Source organism: Streptomyces rapamycinicus NRRL 5491 (genome assembly GCF_024298965.1).
Classification (GTDB): Bacteria; Actinomycetota; Actinomycetes; order Streptomycetales; family Streptomycetaceae; genus Streptomyces; species Streptomyces rapamycinicus.
In genome coordinates this window covers 4,427,702-4,448,503 of the sequence record NZ_CP085193.1, presented here as the reverse complement: position 1 = coordinate 4,448,503, position 20,802 = coordinate 4,427,702, and the positions used below count along the sequence as shown (strand labels likewise).

The 20,802-nt window shown below is 71.3% G+C and carries 18 protein-coding genes and 2 tRNA genes; 13 read left to right on the top strand and 7 right to left on the bottom strand.

Annotated elements, in window-relative coordinates:
- Positions 1 to 37 precede the first annotated feature (37 nt).
- The gene (locus LIV37_RS18170) at positions 38 to 1,249 is read right to left on the bottom strand and encodes a ThiF family adenylyltransferase (RefSeq protein ID WP_020868573.1); all 1,212 of its coding nucleotides are present in this window, start codon (positions 1,247 to 1,249) and stop codon (positions 38 to 40) included.
- Positions 1,250 to 1,468: 219 nt separating this feature from the next.
- On the opposite strand from LIV37_RS18170, the gene LIV37_RS18165 reads away from it, so the two are divergent.
- The 4 genes from LIV37_RS18165 (at position 1,469) to LIV37_RS18150 (ending at position 5,471) form a co-directional block, all read left to right on the top strand.
- Positions 1,469 to 2,098, top strand: a complete 630-nt coding sequence (locus tag LIV37_RS18165; protein ID WP_020868572.1) for a M48 metallopeptidase family protein — start codon at positions 1,469 to 1,471, stop codon at positions 2,096 to 2,098.
- 157 nt (positions 2,099 to 2,255) lie between these two features.
- Positions 2,256 to 4,001 carry a TerD family protein gene (locus LIV37_RS18160; protein WP_121824802.1) on the top strand — a complete coding sequence of 582 codons (1,746 nt, stop codon included), beginning with the start codon at positions 2,256 to 2,258 and terminating at the stop codon, positions 3,999 to 4,001.
- 11 nt (positions 4,002 to 4,012) lie between these two features.
- The gene (locus tag LIV37_RS18155) at positions 4,013 to 4,696 is read left to right on the top strand and encodes an AIM24 family protein (protein ID WP_014054765.1); all 684 of its coding nucleotides are present in this window, start codon (positions 4,013 to 4,015) and stop codon (positions 4,694 to 4,696) included.
- Between the two features lie 16 nt (positions 4,697 to 4,712).
- Complete coding sequence (locus LIV37_RS18150; protein ID WP_020868571.1) at positions 4,713 to 5,471, top strand: AIM24 family protein; 759 nt, start codon at positions 4,713 to 4,715, stop codon at positions 5,469 to 5,471.
- A 77-nt stretch (positions 5,472 to 5,548) separates the two neighbouring features.
- On the opposite strand, the gene LIV37_RS18145 is transcribed toward LIV37_RS18150, so the two are convergent.
- Together LIV37_RS18145 and LIV37_RS18140 are read right to left on the bottom strand one after the other, a co-directional pair.
- Positions 5,549 to 6,076: an NUDIX hydrolase gene (locus LIV37_RS18145; RefSeq protein ID WP_020868570.1), complete on the bottom strand. Its 528-nt coding sequence runs from the start codon at positions 6,074 to 6,076 to the stop codon at positions 5,549 to 5,551.
- Entirely contained in the window at positions 6,073 to 7,542 is a 1,470-nt protein-coding gene (locus LIV37_RS18140; RefSeq protein ID WP_020868569.1) for a zinc-dependent metalloprotease, read from the bottom strand. The genes LIV37_RS18145 and LIV37_RS18140 overlap by 4 nt, the downstream gene beginning before the upstream one ends.
- A 191-nt stretch (positions 7,543 to 7,733) precedes the next feature.
- Here LIV37_RS18140 and LIV37_RS18135 point away from each other — a divergent pair, with 191 nt between their 5' ends.
- The 4 genes from LIV37_RS18135 to LIV37_RS18120 all read left to right on the top strand — a co-directional run bounded on the left by LIV37_RS18135 (position 7,734) and on the right by LIV37_RS18120 (position 10,967).
- Complete coding sequence (locus tag LIV37_RS18135) at positions 7,734 to 8,843, top strand: NAD-dependent epimerase/dehydratase family protein (protein ID WP_121824803.1); 1,110 nt, start codon at positions 7,734 to 7,736, stop codon at positions 8,841 to 8,843.
- Positions 8,844 to 8,927: 84 nt separating this feature from the next.
- Positions 8,928 to 9,395 (top strand): molybdenum cofactor biosynthesis protein MoaE, encoded by a 468-nt coding sequence (locus LIV37_RS18130; protein WP_020868567.1) that lies wholly within the window; start codon positions 8,928 to 8,930, stop codon positions 9,393 to 9,395.
- 214 nt (positions 9,396 to 9,609) lie between these two features.
- Positions 9,610 to 9,792, top strand: coding sequence for a hypothetical protein (locus LIV37_RS18125; RefSeq protein ID WP_020868566.1), 183 nt, complete (start codon positions 9,610 to 9,612; stop codon positions 9,790 to 9,792).
- An 80-nt stretch (positions 9,793 to 9,872) separates the two neighbouring features.
- Complete coding sequence (locus LIV37_RS18120) at positions 9,873 to 10,967, top strand: YlbL family protein (RefSeq protein WP_121824804.1); 1,095 nt, start codon at positions 9,873 to 9,875, stop codon at positions 10,965 to 10,967.
- Positions 10,968 to 11,017: 50 nt separating this feature from the next.
- Here LIV37_RS18120 and LIV37_RS18115 read toward each other — a convergent pair whose 3' ends face one another.
- Positions 11,018 to 11,581, bottom strand: a complete 564-nt coding sequence (locus LIV37_RS18115) for a PPA1309 family protein (protein WP_020868564.1) — start codon at positions 11,579 to 11,581, stop codon at positions 11,018 to 11,020.
- Between the two features lie 134 nt (positions 11,582 to 11,715).
- On the opposite strand from LIV37_RS18115, the gene LIV37_RS18110 reads away from it, so the two are divergent.
- The 4 genes from LIV37_RS18110 (at position 11,716) to LIV37_RS18095 (ending at position 16,997) form a co-directional block, all read left to right on the top strand.
- Positions 11,716 to 14,664 (top strand): UPF0182 family membrane protein, encoded by a 2,949-nt coding sequence (locus tag LIV37_RS18110; protein ID WP_121825392.1) that lies wholly within the window; start codon positions 11,716 to 11,718, stop codon positions 14,662 to 14,664.
- A gap of 69 nt (positions 14,665 to 14,733) precedes the next feature.
- A tRNA-Met gene (locus LIV37_RS18105) sits at positions 14,734 to 14,807 on the top strand.
- Positions 14,808 to 14,988: 181 nt separating this feature from the next.
- Positions 14,989 to 16,839 carry a tetratricopeptide repeat protein gene (locus LIV37_RS18100; RefSeq protein ID WP_121824805.1) on the top strand — a complete coding sequence of 617 codons (1,851 nt, stop codon included), beginning with the start codon at positions 14,989 to 14,991 and terminating at the stop codon, positions 16,837 to 16,839.
- 81 nt (positions 16,840 to 16,920) lie between these two features.
- Positions 16,921 to 16,997: transfer RNA gene (locus LIV37_RS18095), tRNA-Met, on the top strand.
- Positions 16,998 to 17,149: 152 nt separating this feature from the next.
- Here the strand turns inward: LIV37_RS18095 and LIV37_RS18090 are convergent.
- Positions 17,150 to 17,563, bottom strand: coding sequence for a Fur family transcriptional regulator (locus LIV37_RS18090; protein ID WP_020868561.1), 414 nt, complete (start codon positions 17,561 to 17,563; stop codon positions 17,150 to 17,152).
- A 95-nt stretch (positions 17,564 to 17,658) separates the two neighbouring features.
- On the opposite strand from LIV37_RS18090, the gene LIV37_RS18085 reads away from it, so the two are divergent.
- A complete protein-coding gene (locus LIV37_RS18085; RefSeq protein WP_252505476.1) occupies positions 17,659 to 19,191 on the top strand; it encodes a catalase in 1,533 nt (510 codons plus the stop codon).
- 95 nt (positions 19,192 to 19,286) lie between these two features.
- Here LIV37_RS18085 and LIV37_RS18080 read toward each other — a convergent pair whose 3' ends face one another.
- Together LIV37_RS18080 and hisN are read right to left on the bottom strand one after the other, a co-directional pair.
- Positions 19,287 to 19,679 (bottom strand): CBS domain-containing protein, encoded by a 393-nt coding sequence (locus LIV37_RS18080; protein ID WP_020868559.1) that lies wholly within the window; start codon positions 19,677 to 19,679, stop codon positions 19,287 to 19,289.
- A 188-nt stretch (positions 19,680 to 19,867) separates the two neighbouring features.
- A complete protein-coding gene (gene hisN, locus LIV37_RS18075) occupies positions 19,868 to 20,662 on the bottom strand; it encodes a histidinol-phosphatase (RefSeq protein ID WP_020868558.1) in 795 nt (264 codons plus the stop codon).
- Positions 20,663 to 20,802: the final 140 nt, after the last annotated feature.

Sequence of the window (20,802 nt, the reverse complement as noted above, 5' to 3'; positions counted from 1 at the left end):
GGCCCCCGGGCCCCCGTGCCCACTCCGCGGACGTGGGTCACCCGGACATTGTCGCGTGCGGTGCCTCTGCGGCCGAGGCATATACGGCATCCTCCTCCCCGGCCGCTCCACAACCGCATCCGGGATGTGCCTCGATCGGGCGTGCCTCCCAGACGAGCGAGGGAAGCGCCAGCTCCCACCGGACCCCCGCGCCCCCGGAGGGGCGGCCGTCGAGGAAGGCCAGCGCCTGCACCGCGGCGAGTCCCGCCACCACCATCGCCAGCGCCGTGTCACAGGCCGGGGCGGTGCGCCGGCGCCCGGACCGCCACTGCGCGAGCATCCTTGGCCAGACGGGCTCCCGCTCGGCACGGCCCGCCGCGGCGCACCCCGCGCAGGGCGTGATCCCCGGTGCCACCAGAGGGCCCACCACCCCCGTGGCCTCGATGACTCCCGCGTAGAGATGGGGGGTGCCGGAGGCGAGCAGCGGCCGGGCCTGCTCCGGATCCGGTGCGTACGCCGCGAGGCCGTCACGCGGGGCGATCACCACCAGCGCCAGCCCGGGCTCGGCCGAGGCGGTCCGCTCTCCCGAGAGGGTCCGCTCCCTCGAGGCGCTCCGCTCTCTTGCAGGGACCTTCTCCCGTGCGGGGACCCGCTCTGCCGCGGAGGTCCGCAGCCGCGCCGACCGGCGGGGGAGCGGGGCGGGCGCGGCCTGGCGCACCACGCGGCGCGCCGCCAGATCCCGGCGCTCCCCGATCTGCTCGGCCGAGAGCCCGCCCGGAGCCACATCCCAGGGCTCGACACAGCCCCCGTCCACCACATCGACCCGGCCGATCCCCGCGCCCGACAGCGCGGCCGCGACCGCCGCCCCGACCCGGCCCGCGCCCCGCACCTGAACCCGCATCGCCCGCCGAGCGGCGAGCAGCCGCGCCGCCGCTCCGGGCTCGGGATGCAGCACCGACAGCGCCCCCGCGTCGGGCCGCAGCCGGTCCAGGGCCGCCGCGGGTTCGCCGCCGTCCCTCGGCTCGTCCAGCAGACCGGCCGCCGCCAGCCGGTCCACCAGTGCGTCGGCCCGCCCCTCCGGCAGCCCGATGGCGCGGGCTTCCTGCCGCAGCAGCGGCAGACCGCGGGTGCCGTCCAGCAGCTCCAGAAAGCTGCCCGTGGCGGTGTCCACCGGCCCCATCACCACCGCATGCGCCCGGGCCACCCCGAACTGCACCGTGTCCCGGCTCCGCCAGCCGCGCCGCAGCGCGGGCTTGAGCATCGGATGCATCGCCGTTCCTCCCCCGTTTGATGTGCTGTTTGATGTGCTGTCCCTTGAACCGCCCTCAGCATGCGGGGCGGCGCCCGGACCCCGCAGCGCGTTGTCCACAGGCAGTGGAATAAGTCGTACGAACGCCGGTCGTACAAGCCGTGCACACCGTGGAGTGGTTCGGTCCGCAACCATCGGCGGGGCGGGACTTCCCCGGCTGCCAGCGGGTAACGTCGGGGCGTGTCCGCCGACCCGCCCCCTCGCACCGCGGGACAGAACGTCTCCCGCAGCGCCGCGAGCGCACCGAGCACCGTCCCGAGCCCGCAGAGCCGAAGCTCCGACACGAGCGCGGTCGAGGTCCGCCGGAGCACCCGGCGGCGCAGGACGGTCTCGGCCTATCGCGAGGGCGACCGCACCGTCGTCCTCATCCCCGCCCGGATGTCCGAGGCGGAGGAGCGGCGCTGGGTGGGCGTCATGCTGGAGAAGCTGGCGGCCCAGGAGAGCAAGCGGATGCTGGGCGACGCGGAGCTGGCCGCCCGCGCCGAGTGGCTCTCCGGCCAGTACCTGGGCGGGCGGGCCCGGCCCGACTCCGTCCGCTGGGTCACCAACCAGAACACCCGCTGGGGGTCTTGTACCCCGGCCGAGGGCAGCATCCGGCTCTCGCACCGGCTCCAGGGCATGCCGGAGTACGTCGTGGACTATGTGCTCCTCCACGAGCTGGCCCATCTGCTGGTGCCGGGGCACGGCCGCCGCTTCTGGCAGCTCCTGGAGGCATATCCGCGGACCGAGCGGGCGCGGGGCTATCTCGAAGGGGTGGTCGCCGCCGCGCGGTTGCCGCACCTCTCCGGGCCCCCGGACGACCAGCCGTAAGGCGACCGCGCCCGGGCGGTGAGGGATCGGCCCCCGGGAGCCCCCGGGCCGTGCGGGAACCACATCCTCGTTCCCGGCGTCGCTCATAGTCGGCGGCAGCGGCTAGCCTGGCGCGCAACGCACACACCGGTACGGCGATGGGGGACGGTCCTAACGTATGGCCAGGGAATTCCAGCGCGGCCACAAGGCCAGGATCAGTGATCTGACGGCCGGGAGGGATCTGTACGTCGGGGTGCAGATCGCCGGACCCGGTCTGACCTTCGACATCAGCTGCTTCGGTCTCGACGCGAACGAGCGGCTGTCGGACGACCGCTACTTCATCTTCTTCAACCAGCCGAAGTCCCCTGAAGAAGCGATACAGCAGCTCGGGCCGCAGGCCGGGGACACGGATTCGTTCCGCGTCACGCTCGACAGCGTGCCGCCCGCCATCCAGAAGCTCTCCTTCACCGCGACCATCGACGGCGCCGGGCAGATGTCGCAGGTCGGCCCCGGCTACCTGCGGATCGTCGCGGGCGGCGAGGAGGTGGCCCGGTACTCCTTCACCGGTTCGGAGTTCAGCACCGAACGCGCGGTGATGCTGGGCGACTTCTACCTCAAGGACGTCTGGCGGTTCGCCGCCGTCGGGCAGGGCTTCGACGGGGGACTGGACGCGCTGCTCAAGAACTTCGGCGGTGAGGTGGCCGAGGAGGAGCCCGCCCCCGCGCCCGCCCAGGGCGCCACGCCCGGCTTCGCGCCGCCCGGCCAGGCCGCCCCCGCACCGGGCTTCGCACCCCCGGCCGGGGCCCCTGCCCCGTCGGCCCCTCCGGCCCCCGCCCCGCCCGCACCGCAGCCCGCCCCCGCCTTCGGCGCTCCCCAGGGCACGCCGCCTCAAGGCACGCAGCCACAGGGAACGCCCCAGGGCACTGCTCCGCAGGGCGTTCAGCCGCCCGCCCCCGGCACCCCGCAGATGCACGCCGCCCCCACCATCGCCGCACCCATCGCGCCGCCCGGCCAGGTGCCGCCGCCCGGCCAGGTGCCGCCCCCGGGTCAGGCACCGCCACCACCGCCGGGCCAGTACCCGGGTCAGCAGCCCCCGTTCGGCCAGCAGCCGGGCCAGGCCCCGCCCGCCCCCGCGCCGTACGGCCAGCCGCCCGCCCAGCCCTACCCGGGTCAGCCCGGTCAGCCGGGCCAGTCCGCTCCTTACGGTCAGCCGCAGCCCATGGGCGGCGTCCCTCAGGGCGGCGTCCCTCAGGGCGGTGGCGCCCCCGGGCTCCAGGCCGCGCTCGCCAAGTACCGCGAGGCGCCCACCGGCCAGCGCTGGACACCGCAGAACCCCCGGCTGATGCGGGTCGACCTCGGCGTCGGCGGCCAGCCCGTGCTCGCCCGCCAGGGCACGATGGTGCTCTACCAGGGCAAGGTCGACTTCAGCTACAAGGGCGCCGGCTTCCGCGGCCGGATCGTCGGCAACGCGACCGGCCAGGAGATGCAGCTGATGCGCTGCACCGGCCAGGGCCAGGTCTTCCTCGCCGAGAACGCCGCCGAGCTCCACCCGATCGAGCTCCAGGGCGACGCCATCTGTGTCTCCGCCGAGAACGTGCTCGCCTTCGACGAGTCGCTGCACCACGAGGTGCGCCGGATCGAGGGCCACGGCATCCCCGGCGGCGCGCTGTTCACCATGCAGTTCCAGGGCACCGGGACCGTCGTGGTGAAGACCGAGGGCACGCCGGTCGTCCTCCCCGTCACCCCGACCACCTTCGCCGACAGCAACGCCATCGTGGCGTGGTCCGCCGGAGCCCAGGTGATCATCTCCAGCCAGGTGCGGCTCCGCCGCAGCGCCTACCCAGGCCACAGCGGGGAGACCGTGAACCTCCAGTTCCGCGGTGCGCCCGGCAACTTCATCGTCGTCCAGCCCTACGAGGTCTGAGGGAGCCCGATATGGACCAGCAAATGATCTCGGGCTTCGCACCCGCCCCGGTCGCCGCCCGGATGGAGAACCACGGCGCCAGCATGCTCAAGGTCGCCATGCAGAGTGGCCAGGACCTCTTCGCCCGCACCGGCTCGATGGTGGCGTACGAGGGCTTCGTCCAGTACGAGCCCAACCCGCCCGCGGTACGGCAGATGGCCTCCCAGTGGCTGACCGGCGAGGGCGCCCCGCTGATGCGGTGCAGCGGCGACGGGCTGCTCTACCTCGCCGACTACGGGGCCAACGTCGTCTGCATCAACCTCAACGGCGACGCGCTCTCGGTCAACGGCACCAACCTCCTCGCCTTCGACGCTCACCTCCAGTGGGGCGTCGAACGGGTCAAGGGCATCGCCAAGTTCGCCGGGCAGGGCCTGTTCAACGTGGGCGTCTCCGGCACCGGCTGGGTCGCCTTGACCTCCCGCGGGACCCCCATCGTGGTCGACTGCGGCCGCGGCGAGGACGAGACCTATGTGGACCCGGACGCGCTCGTGGCCTGGTCCTCGGGGCTCAAGGTGAAGGGCAAGCGCAGCTTCAAGGCGTCGTCCCTGATCGGCCGGGGCAGCGGCGAGGCGTATCAGCTCGGCTTCTCCGGGCAGGGCTTCGTCGTCGTACAGCCCAGTGAGGACAGCACCGACCGGCTCCGGGCCCGGGGCTGAGGGGGAGGGACACCAGATGCAGAGCCCGCTTTTCGCCTTCACCGAGGCCCAGACACAGGACCGCTACGCGCTCCAGAACCCGCATCTGCTGCGGGTCGCCCTGACCGGCCATGAGGATGTGCTCGCCCGTAAGGGCAGCATGGTCGCCTATCAGGGGCTCATCGAGTTCGACGGCGAGTACCGGACGCCCGGGCAGCACAGGGCCCGGGCCCGCACCGGTGAGGGCCTGGACCTGATGCGCTGCTCCGGGCAGGGCACGGTCTACCTCGCCAACCTCGCCCAGCACATCCATGTGATGGACGTGGACCACGACGGGCTGACCGTCGACAGCTCCTATGTGCTCGCGATCGACTCCACGCTGCACTGGGAGTCGATCGCGGTGGACAGCCAGTTCGGGATCTCCGGGTCCGGCAAGTACAACCTCAACATCTCCGGCCAGGGCAAGGTGGCGCTGATGACCTCGGGGCAGCCGCTGCTGCTCCAGGTCACCCCGGACAAGTACGTCAACGCCGACGCGGACGCCATCGTCGCCTGGTCCAGCTCGCTGCGGGTCCAGATGCAGGCGCAGACGCACTCCTCGGGCGTCTGGCGGCGGCGCGGCAACACCGGCGAGGGCTGGGAACTCAGCTTCCTCGGCCAGGGCTACGCCCTGGTGCAGCCCAGCGAGCTGCTCCCGCCGCAGAACGCGGTGGTCGGGGGCGGTATGGCCGCGCAGTTCGGCATGGGCCAGCAGGGCGCCCGCGGTCAGAACCAGGGCAACATCTTCAGCAACTGACCGAGGTCACCGCTGATGGAGCACGGCGGCCGCGGACCCCTCGGGTCCGCGGCCGCTCCGCATGCTCGCATTCCTCCTCAGAGCAGTACGCGGGTGCGCGTCACCAGGTGGCGCACCGACTCGTCGGCCACGTCCGCCACCTCGTCGTAGCCGAACCAGCGCAGATCCAGCGACTCGTCGCTGATCGCCGCCACCGCGCCCCGGGGCGCCACCGCCGCGTACTGGACGTCCAGGTGCCAGGCGCAGGGGGTCTGGTGCCGGTCGAGCCGCACCGGGCCGCCCGGCAGCAGCGTCAGCCCCGCGATCCCGGACTCCTCGGTGGCCTCGCGCAGCGCCGCGCCCGCGAGCGTGGTGTCGTCCGGCTCACAGTGGCCGCCCATCTGGAGCCACATCCGCAGCTTCCGGTGCAGGGTGAGCAGCACCTGGTCCCGGTCCGGGTCGATCACCAGCGCGCTCGCCGTGATGTGCCCGTCCCCGCACGCCTTCCACATGCCGTCCGGATACGCGGCCAGATGGTCGCCGTACAGCCGCCGCAGCCGCTCCTGGGCGGCATCGGGCGCGGGCCACTCGGTGAGCACCCGCGCCGCGTCCTGGTGCAGACTCACTTCTCGCCGTCGCCCCGGTCGCCGCCCTCGCGGTCGTCCTCGCCGCTCTCGCGGCCCTTACGGAGGTCGGGACCGTCGGAGCCGCCCTTACGGTCGTCATCGCCGCTCGCCGCCTCGCCGAGCATCTTGTCCAGCTCGGAGAAGTCCAGCTGCTCGCCGTGGACGAAGCCGTCCGGGTCGTCGAGGTCCTGTGCCGTCGGCAGCATGTCCGGGTGCGCCCAAAGACCGTCGCGCCCCTCCAGGCCGCGGGCGTCGGTGAGGGAGGCCCACAGCCGGGAGGCGTCCCGCAGCCGGCGCGGCCGCAGCTCCAGGCCGATCAGCGTGGCGAAGGTCTGCTCGGCGGGGCCGCCGCTCGCCCGGCGCCGCCGCAGCGTCTCGCGCAGCGCGTCGGCGGACGGCAGATGCGGCTTGGCGGCGGCGTGCACCACCGCGTCCACCCAGCCCTCCACCAGCGCCAGAGCGGTCTCCAGACGCGCCAGCGCGGCCTTCTGCTCGGGGGTGTCCTCGGGCTGGAACATGCCCTGCTGGAGCGCTTCCTGCAGCTGCTCGGGGTGGGTCGGGTCGAGCTGGCCGACCGCGTCCTCCAGCTTGGCGGTGTCGACCTTGATGCCGCGGGCGTACCCCTCGACCGCGCCGAAGAGGTGCGAGCGCAGCCACGGCACATGGGCGAACAGCCGCTGGTGGGCGGCCTCGCGCAGCGCCAGGTACAGCCGGACCTCCTCCTTGGGCACGCCGAGGCCGGAGCCGAGCGCCGCGATGTTGACCGGCAGCAGGGCGGCCTTGCCGGCCGGGCCCAGCGGCAGCCCGATGTCGGTCGAGCCGACCACCTCGCCGGCCAGCACGCCCAGCGCCTGCCCGATCTGGGTGCCGAACATGGCGCCGCCCATCGAGCGCATCATCCCGAGCAGCGGGCCGGCCATGGCCTGCATCTCCTCGGGCAGCACATCGCCCATGGCGGCGCCGACGCGCTCGGCGACCGGGTCCACCAAGTCCTTCCACACCGGCAGGGTCGCCTCGACCCATTCGGCGCGGCTCCAGGCGACCGCGGTCCCCGAGCCCGAGGGCAGCGAGGTGACGCCGTCCAGCCACAGGTCCGCGAGCCGCACCGCCTCCTGGACCGCGGCGCGGTCGGCGGGGCCGACGCTCTCGTCCTTGCTGCCGTCGGCGGTGCCGCGCGCGACGGTCTGGCGGGCGATGTCCTTGGCCATGTCCCAGTTCACCGGGCCGCCCTCGTACGAGAGCATCTGCCCGAGCTGCTGGAAGGCCGCGCCCAGGTCGCCCGGGTTCAGCGAACCGAACATCGCGGCGAACGGATTCTCCGCGCCGCCCGCTCCGCCGGGTCCGCCGCCGAACCCGAAGGGATTCGCGGGGCCCTGCTCGCCGCCCTGGCCGCCCTTCTTCTTGCCGTCGTCGCCGTCCTCCGGCTCCTCCGGCGGAAGGCCGAATCCGAATGGGGAGTCACTCACGGGTTTCCTCGGCTCGTTGGGCCACCGGCCCCGGGCCGGTGGCGGATGCCCGACATCACCACCCAGCCTAGACACCTCGCCGGTTTCCGGGCTCGGTGCTTCGCTGATCGCCGCCCTGCGGCAGGATGGACGTCACCTGGTACGTATGCGTGCATGCGCTGCGTACTGAAGACAACCGCTGGAGACGCCCGGTGAGTTCCCCAGACCGAGAAGTTCGCGCTGCGCGAAACGATACGGCTCGTACCGCACGACGACCCGTCGTGGTGGTGACCGGTGCCGCCTCGGGCCCAGGTGCCCTGCTCACGCAGCGGCTCGCGGAGTCCGAAGAGGTCAAGCAGGTCCTGGCCATCGACGAGCGCCGCGGTGAGGTGACCGAGGCGCAGTGGCATGTGCTGGACGTCCGCGATCCGGCCATCGCCGAGAAGCTGCGCGGCGCCGACGTGGTGGTCCACCTCGCCGTCGACCTGGATCTGGGCACGGACCCCGCCGCCCGCACCGCCTACAACGTGCGCGGCACCCAGACGGTCCTGACGGCCGCCGCCGCGGCCGGGGTGCGCCGGGTGGTGCTGTGCACGTCCGCGATGGTCTACGGAGCGCTCCCCGACAACGCCGTGCCGCTGGCCGAGGACGCGGAGCTGCGGGCGACCGCCGAGGCCACCGGCGTGGGCGACCTGCTGGAGATCGAGCGGCTGGGGGAGCGCGCGCCCCGGGCGCATCCGGGGCTGAATGTGACCGTGGTGCGCCCGGCGCTCCTGGTCGGCGGCACGGACACCGCGCTCACCCGCTACTTCGAGTCACCGAGGCTGCTGGTCGTCGCCGGATCCCGCCCCACCTGGCAGTTCTGCCATATGGACGACCTGGTCGGCGCGCTGGAGTACGCCGCCCTGGAGAAGGTCGAAGGCGAGCTGGCGGTCGGGTGCGAGGGCTGGCTGGAGCAGGAGGAGGTCGAGGAGCTGTCCGGAATCCGGCGCATGGAGCTGCCCTCGGCGGTCGCCCTGGGCGCCGCCTCCCGGCTGCACCGGCTCGGTCTGACGCCGTCCCCGGCGGGCGATCTCGCGTACACGATGCACCCCTGGGCGGTCAGCGGCAGCAGGCTGCACGCGGCGGGCTGGCGGCCGCGCTGGACCAACGAGGAGGTCCTGGCGGAGCTGCTGGAGGAGGTTGCCGGCCGCCATACGGTCGCCGGGCGGCGTCTCGGCCGTAAGGACGCCACGACGCTCGGCGCCGCGGGCGCGACCGTGGCCCTGGTGGGCACCGCGGCGATCGTGCGCCGCGCCCGTAAGGCGCGCCGCCGGGCTTGAGACGGCTGGATCCGGAAGGTGATTTCCGGGATCCGGTAGTCCAGTGGCTCCATTGATTCCCCGAGGGCGGGACGGTACGGCACGATGGACGACATGGCACATTCGTACGAACACCCCGGCGAGCTCGCGGCCGCCCACCCCATCCGGCTGCTCGCCGTCCGTGACACTCCCCTGTCCGTGGACGAGGTGTTCGGGGCGGTGGGCGATGCCGCGGCGGGCGGCACGGCGCTGTTCGTGGGCACCGTGCGCAACCACGACGGAGGCGCGGAGGTCGGCGCCCTCGGCTACTCCGCGCACCCGACCGCCGAGGCCGAGCTGCGCCGGGTGGCCGAGAAGGTCGTGGCCGACTTCCCGGTGCGCGCGCTGGCCGCGGTGCACCGGGTGGGCGATCTGGTGATCGGCGATCTGGCCGTGGTGGTGGCCGTGTCCTGCCCGCACCGCGCGGAGGCCTTCGCGGCCTGCCGCAGGCTGATCGACGACCTGAAGAGCGAGGTCCCGATCTGGAAGCACCAGACGTTCGCGGACGGCACCGAGGAATGGGTGGGCGCGTAGCGCCTCGTTGGGGGGCGACGGGAGGGCGGGTCGGGGCGTAGGAGGAGTGGGTCGGGGCGCAGGGGGAATGCGCATGCGCATGGGGGCACGGAAGGGTGTACTCCGCTTGCGTAACCCCCACCCTGCCGTAAGCGTTGACCTGGCAGAGGATTAATCTGCTCATCTGTCAGTCGCGGTCCTGAACCGCGATTTTTCAAGGGGTCGGGAGGCTGCTGTGGCTGCGCTTCTCTGGTTGCTGATTCCGTTGTTCGCGGCGATAGGCGCGGCGATATACGCCGGCATAGCCGCCCGAGCCGGTAAACGGAAGTCCGGGGGGGATGTAGCTGAGCTGGCCGGATACGCCCGCTTCCGCGAAGCGATGGAGCGCCGGCCCTCCGATTCGGACGCCGCGGCCTGAGGCCGCCGCCCCGTCCGCGCCGCCCCTCGTACGGACGGCCCCGACGGTGGACTGACGGACGCGTCCCGTACTGTCGTTCCATGCCACGCCGCACTGCGACGATGCTCGCCTCCCTTCTGATGCTGATCGCGCTGCTGTGCGCCGGAGTGCTGATCCCGGTGCCGTACGCGGAGATGTCCCCGGGGCCGACGTACAACACCCTGGGTGAGCACAACGGGGAGTGCGTGCTCCAGATTTCCGGCCGGAAGAGCTGTGAGACCACCGGTGGGCACCTGAACATGACCACGGTCCGGGTCACCGGTTCCGAGTACCGGATGAACCTCGTGGAGGCCGTCTACGGCTGGCTGGCGCACGATGACGTGGTCGTGCCGCACAGCACCCTCTACCCGGACGACAAGACCCCGGACCAGGTGGACCAGCAGAACGCCGAGGAGTTCACCCAGTCCCAGGAGACCGCCAAGGTCGCGGCGTTGCGGGCGCTGAAGAAGCCGGTCACCGCGCATGTCATCGTCGGCGCCGTCCAGAAGGGCGCCCCGGCCCAGGGCAAACTGCACGCGGGCGACGTGATCAAGTCGGTGGACGGCACGGCGGTGCGCGAGCCCGACGACGTGGCCAAGCTCGTCACCAAGCACAAGCCGGGCCAGAAGGTGGTCTTCTCCGTCGTCCCGGCCAAGAACGTGGCGGCGGCGGAGAAGAGCGGCAAGCAGCCCACCGGCGAGGAGCGCGTCACGATTACCACCACGAAGGCGGACAAGGGCCCGGCCCGCGCCATCGTGGGCATCCAGGCCGGGGTCGACTACACCTTCCCGTTCCGGATCGACATCAAGCTGGCGGACGTGGGCGGGCCCAGTGCCGGTCTGATGTTCGCGCTGGGGATCGTGGACCGGCTCTCGCCCGGCGATCTCACCGGCGGGAAGTTCATCGCGGGCACCGGCACGATCGACGACAAGGGCACGGTCGGCCCGATCGGCGGCATCGAGATGAAGACGATCGGCGCGCGCGAGGCGGGCGCCCGCTACTTCCTCACGCCCAAGGAGAACTGCGCGGCCGCCGCAAAGGACGTGCCGAGCGGGCTGCGGCTGGTCAAGGTGCATACGATCGACGACGCCCTTACGGCGCTCGGGAAGATCCGTAAGGGGGACACCGCCGGTCTGCCGAAGTGCACGACGGGCTGAGCGGCGCCCCCGTTGCGGGGACCCCCGTTACGGGGGTCGGATCGCGGCGGTCAGTCGGTGGCGAAGGTGGCGGCGAGCGCTTCCGCCAGGCCCGGCACCAGACCGGCCCCGGTGAGCACCTCGGTCGGGGAGTCCTTCTCCCGCAGCCGCAGGGCCGACTCGCGCGCGCCGTCCCGCAGCACGGCCACGGTCATCCGGACCTCCTGGCGGTCCGGGTGGTCGGCGACCCACTTGGCCAGTGCCGCCTCGTCCAGGCCCTCGGGCACGGAGCTCTCGGCGGACGGCGGCAGCATCTGCCGCTCCACGGTCAGGGCGCAGCCGGTCACCGCGTCCGGCCAGGCGATGGTGGCGAGGAACTCGTCCAGCGGGGCGCCGGAGGGCAGCTCGTCCTGCTCGATGGGGGTCAGGGAGGCGATCTCCTCGCCGCCCTCGTCAAGGCCGAGCTGAGCGGCGAGGCCGGGCTCCTCGGTGCGCAGCCGGGCGGTGTCGACAAGGGCGAAGAGCCGGGCGGGCTGGTCCCAGCCGAGCCCCGAGGCGTAGTCGTCGATTTCGAGTACGGCTCGGGTCAGTGGATTCGAGGCCAGCGGGTCGGTGCCGGGGGTTGCGTTGGACATGGTTCATATCGTGCCCTGTTCGGACCCGGAAACGGGAACTGAGTAAAGCCTGAGTAAGTTGCAACAGGTGGGCCCTGGAGTTCAGGGTCCCTCAATCGACAGCGAACTTCGAGGTGCGCACCTTGGCTTTCCAGATGCCGGACCGCGGCGGAGGCCCGACGGGGCCGCGGGTGAGAGTCGGCCGTCCGTCCCGGCGTGCCAGGACCCTGCTCATGACCCTGGGCGTGCTGGCCGTGTTGGCCATGCTCTTTGTCATGTTTGCCGGATTTTGGACGGATTGGCTCTGGTATCGCTCGCTTCATTACTCTTCCGTCTTCAGTACCACCCTGAAGACGAAGATCGGGCTGTTCTTCGTCTTCGGCGTGCTGATGGCCACGGCCGTCGGGATCAACATCTGGCTGGCCCATCGGCTGCGGCCGCCGCTCAGCGCGATGTCCATGGAGCAGCAGAGCCTGGACCGTTACCGGATGGGCATCGCCCCGTTCAAGAAGTGGGTGCTGCTCGCGGTCACCGCCCTGGTCGGGCTGATCGCGGGCGCCTCGGCGGCCGGTCAGTGGCGCATCTGGCTGCTGTGGGTCAACGGGGTGCCGTTCGGCCAGAAGGACCCGCAGTTCCACAAGGACGTGGCCTTCTACGCCTTCGACCTGCCCTGGTACCGCTTCCTGCTGAGCTTCGGCTTCGCGGCCACGGTGCTCTCGCTGATCGCCGCGGCCCTGGTGCACTACCTCTACGGGGGCCTGCGGGTCACCAGCCCCGGCGCCCGTGCGACCGCCGCGGCCACCGGCCATCTGTCGGTGCTGCTGGGCGTCTTCGTGGCGCTCAAGGCGGTGGCGTACTGGCTGGACCGCTACGGCCTCGCGGTGAAGTCCAGCGACTTCAAGGCGACGGGCAACTGGACGGGTCTGCGCTATGTGGACGCCAACGCCTATCTGCCCGCGAAGACGATCCTGTTCTGCATCGCGGCGATCTGCGCGGTGCTGTTCTTCGCCACGCTGTGGCGGCGCACCTGGCAGCTGCCGGTCATCGGCTTCGGGCTCATGGTGCTGTCGGCGATCCTGATCGGCGGGCTCTACCCGGCGATCGTGCAGAAGTTCCAGGTCCAGCCGAACGAGCAGGCCAAGGAGGCGCCGTACATCCAGAAGAACATCGAGGCCACGCGCAAGGCGTACGGCATCGATGACTCCAAGGTGGCGGACTACTCCGGCAAGAACGACAGCGACGGCGGCGGCGAGAAGCTCCGTAAGGACGCCAATACGACGGCCAGTTACCGGCTGATGGACCCCAGCGTCATCTCGCCGACCTTCCAGCAGCTCCAGCAGGAGCGCAAGTACTACCAGTTCCCCTCGACGCTCGACGTGGACCGCTACAAGGGTGCCGACGGCAAGGAACAGGACACCGTCGTCGGTGTGCGCGAGCTGAATCTGAACGGCATCCCCAAGCGGAACTGGATCAACGACCACTTCACCTACACCCATGGCTACGGCATGGTGGCGGCGAAGGGCACCACGCCCGATCCCAACGCGGACCCGGCGGGCTCGCCGGACTTCACCGAATCCGGGCTGCCCACCAAGGGCTCCAGCGGCGGCGGTGTCGGCACCTACAAGCAACAGGTCTACTACGGCGAGAAGACCGACCAGTACTCGATAGTCGGTGGCCCCCAGAAGGAGCTCGACTACGAGAAGAACGGCGAGCGGACCACCAGCTACAAGGGCAAGAGCGGGGTCAGCCTCTCCAACCCGGTCAACCGCGCCGCCTACGCGGTGGCGTTCGGCGAGCCCCAGATCCTCTACTCGGGCGCGATCGGGGACGGTTCGCGGATCCTGTACAACCGCACCCCCAAGGAGCGCGTCGAGAAGGTCGCCCCCTGGCTGACCATCGACGGTGACGCCTATCCGGCCGTGGTCCATGGCCGGATCAAGTGGATCGTGGACGCCTACACCACGACCAACGGCTATCCGTACGCCTCGCGGACGACCCTGGGCGACAGCACGGCCGACTCGCTGAGCGACGGGGACCGCTCGGTGGTCGCGCAGCAGAACAAGGTCAACTACATCCGCAACTCGGTCAAGGCGACCGTGGACGCCTATGACGGCACCGTCAAGCTCTACGAGTGGGACTCCAAGGACCCGGTCCTGAAGACCTGGGAGAAGGCGTTCCCGGGGACGGTCGAGCCCAAGGAGAAGATCAGCGGCGAGCTGATGGAGCATCTGCGGTATCCGCAGGACCTGTTCAAGGTCCAGCGCGAGCTGCTGACCCGCTACCACGTCACCGACCCCACGCAGTTCTACAGCGGCAGTGACGCCTGGCAGGTGCCCGAGGACCCGACCCACAAGGAGGGGAACGCGGTTCCGCCGTACTACCTGAGCATGAGGATGCCCGATCAGCAGGGGCAGACGTTCTCGCTGACGACGACCTTCACCCCCAACGGGCGTCCCAACCTGGGGGCGTTCATGTCGATCGACGCGGATGCCAACAGTAAGGACTACGGCACGATAAGACTGCTGAAGGTCACCTCCAACGTGCCCGGCCCACAACAGGTGCAGAGCGAGCTCAACGGTGATCCGGAGGTCGCCGAGTTCGTCCGGAACCTGAGAGGCACCGACTCCGACATCGAGTACGGCAATCTGCTCACCGTGCCACTGGACAACGGCTTCCTATATATCGAGCCCGTCTACGCCCGCGGTGGCAGCGCCAACTACCCGCTGTTGAAGAAGGTCGGCGTCTCCTACGGCAAGGAGACGGTCTTCAAGGACACCCTGGGCGAGGCCCTGGACGCCGTCTTCGGCGAGTCGTCCGAACAGCGGCCACCGGGAGACGGCGGGCAGGAGGAGCCACCGGCGAACAGCAACCCGACGGTGAAGGAGGCCCTCAAGGACGCCTCGGACGCCTATAAGGACGCCCAGGACGCCCTCCAGAAGCAGCCGCAGGACTGGGAGGCGTACGGCAGGGCCCAGGAGGATCTGAAGGACGCGCTGGACCGCGCCGCCAAGGCGGAGAACAAGGCGGCCGGCGACAAGGGGCAGCAGCAGAACCAGCCACGGAGTCAGAGCGCCGGCGGCGGTTCCGACAAGAAGGGCGGCTGACCCTTGACGACCTGCGAGAACGGCCGGGCGGCCGGCCCCTCGCGCCGTGGTACGGTGGTTGCACCACGGCGCGGGGTGGAGCAGCTCGGTAGCTCGCTGGGCTCATAACCCAGAGGTCGCAGGTTCAAATCCTGTCCCCGCTACTGACACACGAGGCCCGGATCCGCAAGGATCCGGGCCTCGTTGTGTGTTGTATGAGCGTCCACTCGGGGAATGCGGATACAAGCGTTTGGGTTGTCTCTCTGTGGGCATGTCGACAAAACGCTGAAGTGACCTCCTCGGCTGCGGTATACCAGGTGTACGCCGGACGCGGGTGATGCCACGATGGGATTTATGGGGGACAGGGTCAGTCTGTTGGAGACAGGGCGTTTTGCGCACGCGCACGACGATGCCGAGGAGGAGACCCGGCACCGTCGTGCCGCCGAGGCCGGTGACACCGCCGCGATGAGCGCGCTCGGCGCGCTGCTGCTGCGCCGTGGCGACCTCGACGGCGCCGAACCGCATCTGCGGGGAGCCACCGCGGCGGGCGATCGCGCCGCCGCCAACAACCTCGGCGTTCTGCTGCACCAGCGCGGCTATGCCGACGAGGCGGCCGGCTGGTGGCGCATAGCCGCCGTCGCCGGATCCCCCGCCGCGGCCCACGCCCTGGGCCGCCATCACCGCGAGCGGGGCGACGAGCCCGCCGCCGAGTACTGGCTGCGCCAGTCCGCCGAGTCCGGCCACACGCTGGGCGCGTACGCCCTGGGCGATCTGCTGGAGCACCGCAGCGACATCGGGGCCGAGCGCTGGTTCCGTACGGCCGCCGAGCGCGGCCACCGCGAGGCCGCGTACCGCCTCGCCCGCATCCTCGACGACCGTGGTGGCGACGAGGGGGACGAGCCGGCGGCAGAGCGCCGCCGTGGCGCCGACGGGGGCGGCCGGGAGGAGGCCGGGCAGTGGTACCGGCAGGCCGCCGCGCGCGGTCACCGGCGCGCCGCCCTCCACCTCGGCACGCTGCTGGAGAAGCGCGGTGAGACCAAGGAGGCCGGGCGCTGGTACCTGATGTCCGCCAAGGACGGCGAGGCCCGGGCCGCCTGCGCGCTGGGCTTCCTGCTGCGTGACGCGGGCGACACCGACAGCGCCGCCGTCTGGTGGCACCGGGCGGCCCAGGACGGCGACGGCAACGCCGCCAACGCGCTGGGCGCGCTCCACGCCGACCGCGGCGAGACGCAGACCGCCGAGCGCTGGTACCGCGCCGCGCTCGACGCCGGGGACATCAACGGCGCCTACAACCTCGGGCTGCTCTGCGCCGAGCAGGGCCGCACCGCCCAGGCCGAGCAGTGGTACCGCCGCGCGGCCTACGCGGGCCACCGCGAGGCCGCCAACGCGGTCGCCGTGATGCTGCTCCAGCGCGGCGACGCGGCGGGCGCCGAGCCGTGGTTCTCCAAGGCGGCCGAGGCGGGCAGCGTCGACGCCGCGTTCAACCTGGGGATCCTGCACGCGGGCCGGGGCGAGGACCGGGCGGCCCGGCAGTGGTACGAGCGGGCCGCGGCCGCCGGGCACACCGAGGCCGCGCTGCAGGTCGGCCTCGCCCTTCAGCGGGAGGGCGACCTCCAGGGCGCCGAGCGCCATCTGCGCTGCGCCGCGGGCGGCGGCAGCGCAGATGGCGCCTTCCGGCTGGCCGCGCTGCTGGACCGCTCCTCGGTCGGCGGCGACCCGGCGACCGGCACCGGCTTCGGCAACTCGTCCGGGACGCGCTTCCCGACCCCGCCGCCGGACGACGGCTCCGGGCCGCACGTCCCCGAGTACGAGGAGTGGTACGAGCGCGCCGCGCGGCAGGGCCACCGGCGGGCCCAGGTGCGGGTGGGCATGTTCGCGGCCGCGCGCGGCGATGTGGTCGAGGCCGCGCGCTGGTATCGCATGGCCGCCGAGGCGGGCAGCAGCAACGGCGCGTTCAACCTGGGGCTGCTGCTGGCCCGGGAGGGCAGCGAGCCGGAGGCCGCCCTGTGGTGGACGCGCGCCGCCGAGTCGGGGCACGGCCGGGCCGCGCTGCGGCTCGCGCTGCTGGCGGCCCGTCGCGGGGCGCTCGCCGAGGGGCAGCGGTGGTGTGCGCGGGCGGTCGAGCTGGGGCCCGCGGAGGTCGCAGAGCGCGCGGCCCGGCTGCGGGAAGCGCTCCAGCAGGAGCTCACGGCCTGAGCCCCGCGCCCCTCCGGGGCGCCCCCTCGGTAACCGGTTTGCTCCTGCTGTCCACCCCGGGTTAAGGTTGCTACACAACGACGCGGGGTGGAGCAGCTCGGTAGCTCGCTGGGCTCATAACCCAGAGGTCGCAGGTTCAAATCCTGTCCCCGCTACCAAGGCGAAGGGCCCGGATCCTCCAGGATCCGGGCCCTTCGCCTGTCACGGCCTTACGGTCGCTGTCACGGCCCTACTCGCCGTCGCGGGCCTTCGGTGGCTGTGGCGGCCTTACGGTCATGATCCGCGCCGCTCGCGCTGCGCCGCTCGGGCCTCAGGCCGCGCAGTTGGGGCACAGCCCCCGGTACGTCACCTCGACCGCGGAGATCGCGAAACCGTAGCGCTCCTGGGTGGGCAGGTCGGCGAGCAGGTCGCCGGAGGGGTGGACATCGCGGATCGTGCCGCAGCGCGCGCACACCAGGTGCTGATGCGCGTGGTGCGCGTTCGGGTCGTAGCGCTTGGCCCTGCCGTCCGTGCTGACCTCGATCACCTCGCCGAGCGTGACGAGCTCGCCGAGGGTGTTGTAGACGGTCGCGCGGGAGATCTCGGGCAGTCGCTCGGCCGCCAGCGCGTGAACTTCGTCGGCGGTGTAGTGCACGTGGTCCCCGTCGAGGACCTCGGCGACGACACGCCGCTGCGCCGTCAGCCTCCAGCCGCGTCCCCTGAGCCGTTCCAGCAGGTCACTCATGCCATTCACCTATCAGTCAGATAAGGACAAGGGTAGCAGCGGACGAGTCCTTGACCAGATCGGGTACGAGTCTCTAAGCCTTCTTGACTTAGACAATGTCCAATGTAGGATCGATCCCAGCCCCAGACCAGGGACAGAATGCGAGTACGCAGGAGGCGCACGTGACGGTCCAGGACAACATCACTGGTCCGCTGACCACGGAGTCCGGGGCTCCGGTGGCGGACAACCAGAACAGCGAGACGGCGGGCGCCGGCGGTCCGGTCCTCATCCAGGACCAGCACCTGATCGAGAAGCTCGCCCACTTCAACCGCGAGCGGATCCCGGAGCGGATCGTGCACGCGCGGGGCGCCGGTGCGTACGGCACCTTCACCGTGACCGCGGATGTGACGAAGTACACCCGCGCCGCGTTCCTCTCCGAGGTCGGCAAGCAGACCGAGACGTTCCTGCGCTTCTCGACGGTCGCCGGCAACCTCGGCTCGGCGGACGCGGTGCGCGACCCGCGCGGTTTCGCGCTGAAGTTCTACACCGAGGACGGCAACTACGACCTGGTCGGGAACAACACCCCGGTGTTCTTCATCAAGGACGCCATCAAGTTCCCCGACTTCATCCACACCCAGAAGCGCGACCCGTACACCGGCTCGCAGGAGGCGGACAACGTCTGGGACTTCTGGGGGCTCTCGCCCGAGGCCACCCACCAGGTGACCTGGCTGTTCGGCGACCGCGGCATCCCCGCCTCGTACCGCCACATGAACGGCTACGGTTCGCACACCTACCAGTGGAACAACGCCGCGGGCGAGGTCTTCTGGGTGAAGTACCACTTCAAGACCGACCAGGGGATCAAGAACCTCACCACCGCCGAGGCGGCCGAGACCTCCGGTCTGGACCCGGACAGCCACCAGCGCGATCTGCGCGAGGCCATCGAGCGGGGTGACTTCCCGACCTGGACCGTGCAGGTGCAGATCATGCCGGCGGCCGACGCGGCGGACTACCGCTTCAACCCGTTCGACCTGACCAAGGTCTGGCCGCACGAGGACTACCCGCCGATCGAGATCGGCAAGCTGGAGCTCAACCGCAACCCGCGGAACATCTTCGCCGAGGTCGAGCAGTCGATCTTCTCGCCCGCCCACTTCGTGCCGGGCATCGGCCCGTCCCCGGACAAGATGCTGCAGGGCCGCCTGTTCGCGTACGGCGACGCCCACCGCTACCGCGTCGGCATCAACGCCGACCACCTGCCGGTGAACCGTCCGCACGCGGCCGAGGCGCGTACGTACGGCCGGGACGGCCTCATGTACGACGGCCGTCACGCGGGCGCCAAGAACTACGAGCCCAACAGCTTCGGCGGCCCGGCCGAGACCGGCCGGGCGCTGTGGCAGCCGTCCCCGGTGTCCGGCCGGACCGGGGACCACGAGGCCCCCTCGCACGCCGAGGACGACGACTTCGTCCAGGCGGGCAACCTCTACCGGCTGATGTCGGACGACGAGAGGGAGCGCCTGATCGAGAATCTGGCGCAGTTCATCGCCAAGGTCTCCCGCGATGACATCGCACAGCGGGCGATCGAGAACTTCCGCAAGGCGGACGCCGACTACGGCAAGCGGCTGGAGGCCGCGGTCCAGGCCCTACGCGGCTGACGGACGCTTGCCGTATCAAACGAAGAGGCCGGACGCCGTTGGGCTCCGGCCTCTTCGTGTGCCGGTTCGCGTGCCGGGCGCGGTGCCCCGGGCCCTTACGCCGGTACGGGCTGGGGCGCCGGGGCCCAGCAGCGGATGATGTCGCGCACGGACACCACTCCGACCGGGTCGCCCCCGTCGAGGACGACCAGATGGCGGAAGCCGCCCTGGGACATCGCGCGGGCCGCCTCGTCCAGCGTCCACCCGGGGGCGGCGAAGACGACATCGGCGGTGGTGTGGTCGTGTGCGGTCTCCTGGTCGGGGTCCTGGCCCGTCCCCAGGGAGTTGAGGATGTCGCGCTCGGTGAGGATCCCCAGGCCGCTGGTGTCGGGATCGAGCACGATGGCCGATCCCACCCGGCGTTCTGACATCAGCCGGGCGGCCTGGCGGAGTGTGTGCGCGGGGCCGATGGTGAGGACCACCGAGCTCATGGCGTCACGGACGTGCATGGGCATGGATGGAGCCACCTCCTTGGTGAATCCCAGATCCCATTAGAGAAAGGATTCACAAGTTCACAAGGTCTGGAATTCTCATGTTCACATGCCTCGGTGAGTCCAACAAGGGCGCGCGGAAGCCGATCTGCCGCGGAGCGCGCCCCGCGCTCCGGTTCACACTCCGGTCAGCCCCGGAAGGCCCCTCAGGGCCGCAGGTAGTCCAGCATCACCCCGTGCAGCAGCCCATTGGACGCCGCCGCGTCGCCGCTGTTCGGGCCCGGTACGCCGTCGAGTCCGGTGAAGCGGCCGCCCGCCTCCTGGACGATCACCGCGTTGGCCGCCATGTCCCACAGCGACAATTCCGGTTCGGCGCAGATGTCCACCGAGCCCTCGGCCACCATCATGTACGGCCAGAAGTCGCCGTAGCCACGGGTGCGCCAGCAGGCGCGGGTCAGATCGAGGAAGCCGTTCAGCCTGCCGCGCTCCTCCCAGCCGCTGAGCGAGGAGTACGCGAACGAGGCGTCGGCCAGGTTGCCCACCTTCGAGACCGCGAGCCGGCTCGCGGAGGACAGGCTGCGCCCGGTGTACGCCCCGAGCGCCTCTGCGGCCCACCAGCGCCGTCCCAGCGCCGGTGCGGAGACCACCCCCACCACCGGCCGGTCGCCGCCCTCACCGCGCTCCATGAGGGCGATCAGGGTGGCCCAGACCGGGACCCCGCGTACGTAGTTCTTGGTGCCGTCGATCGGGTCGACCACCCAGCGCCGTGGACCGCTGCCCTCGCTGCCGAACTCCTCGCCGAGCACCGCGTCGCGCGGCCGGGCGCGCTGGAGCGAGGTGCGGATCAGCTCCTCGGCCGCCTTGTCGGCCTCGCTCACCGGCGTCATATCGGGTTTTGTCTCGACCTTGAGGTCGAGCGCCTTGAACCGCTCCATGGTGGTCGCGTCGGCGGCGTCGGCGAGAACGTGGGCGAGACGCAGGTCATCGTGGTAGTCGGGCATGGCCGAACAGTATCGACAGGAAAAGACGCGGAGCTACACGACTCCACAACGACCAGGGGACTTCGGCTGGACGGCCCGCCCGTGCGGGGCTCTTGACTTCATCTGGCGGTCCGTCAATTCTGTCGGGCACATGCCGGGCC

Excerpts from the sequence above, each read along its gene's own strand:
- LIV37_RS18170 (WP_020868573.1), bottom strand. The coding sequence starts at position 1,249 with ATGCATCCGATGCTCAAGCCCGCGCTGCGGCGCGGCTGGCGGAGCCGG.
- LIV37_RS18160 (WP_121824802.1), top strand. The coding sequence starts at position 2,256 with ATGGCCAGGGAATTCCAGCGCGGCCACAAGGCCAGGATCAGTGATCTG.
- LIV37_RS18155 (WP_014054765.1), top strand. The coding sequence starts at position 4,013 with ATGGACCAGCAAATGATCTCGGGCTTCGCACCCGCCCCGGTCGCCGCC.
- LIV37_RS18150 (WP_020868571.1), top strand. The coding sequence starts at position 4,713 with ATGCAGAGCCCGCTTTTCGCCTTCACCGAGGCCCAGACACAGGACCGC.
- LIV37_RS18130 (WP_020868567.1), top strand. The coding sequence starts at position 8,928 with ATGGACGACATGGCACATTCGTACGAACACCCCGGCGAGCTCGCGGCC.
- LIV37_RS18120 (WP_121824804.1), top strand. The coding sequence starts at position 9,873 with ATGCCACGCCGCACTGCGACGATGCTCGCCTCCCTTCTGATGCTGATC.
- LIV37_RS18115 (WP_020868564.1), bottom strand. The coding sequence starts at position 11,581 with ATGTCCAACGCAACCCCCGGCACCGACCCGCTGGCCTCGAATCCACTG.
- LIV37_RS18110 (WP_121825392.1), top strand. The coding sequence starts at position 11,716 with ATGCCGGACCGCGGCGGAGGCCCGACGGGGCCGCGGGTGAGAGTCGGC.
- LIV37_RS18100 (WP_121824805.1), top strand. The coding sequence starts at position 14,989 with ATGGGATTTATGGGGGACAGGGTCAGTCTGTTGGAGACAGGGCGTTTT.
- LIV37_RS18090 (WP_020868561.1), bottom strand. The coding sequence starts at position 17,563 with ATGAGTGACCTGCTGGAACGGCTCAGGGGACGCGGCTGGAGGCTGACG.
- LIV37_RS18085 (WP_252505476.1), top strand. The coding sequence starts at position 17,659 with ATGTCCAATGTAGGATCGATCCCAGCCCCAGACCAGGGACAGAATGCG.
- LIV37_RS18080 (WP_020868559.1), bottom strand. The coding sequence starts at position 19,679 with ATGCACGTCCGTGACGCCATGAGCTCGGTGGTCCTCACCATCGGCCCC.
- hisN (WP_020868558.1), bottom strand. The coding sequence starts at position 20,662 with ATGCCCGACTACCACGATGACCTGCGTCTCGCCCACGTTCTCGCCGAC.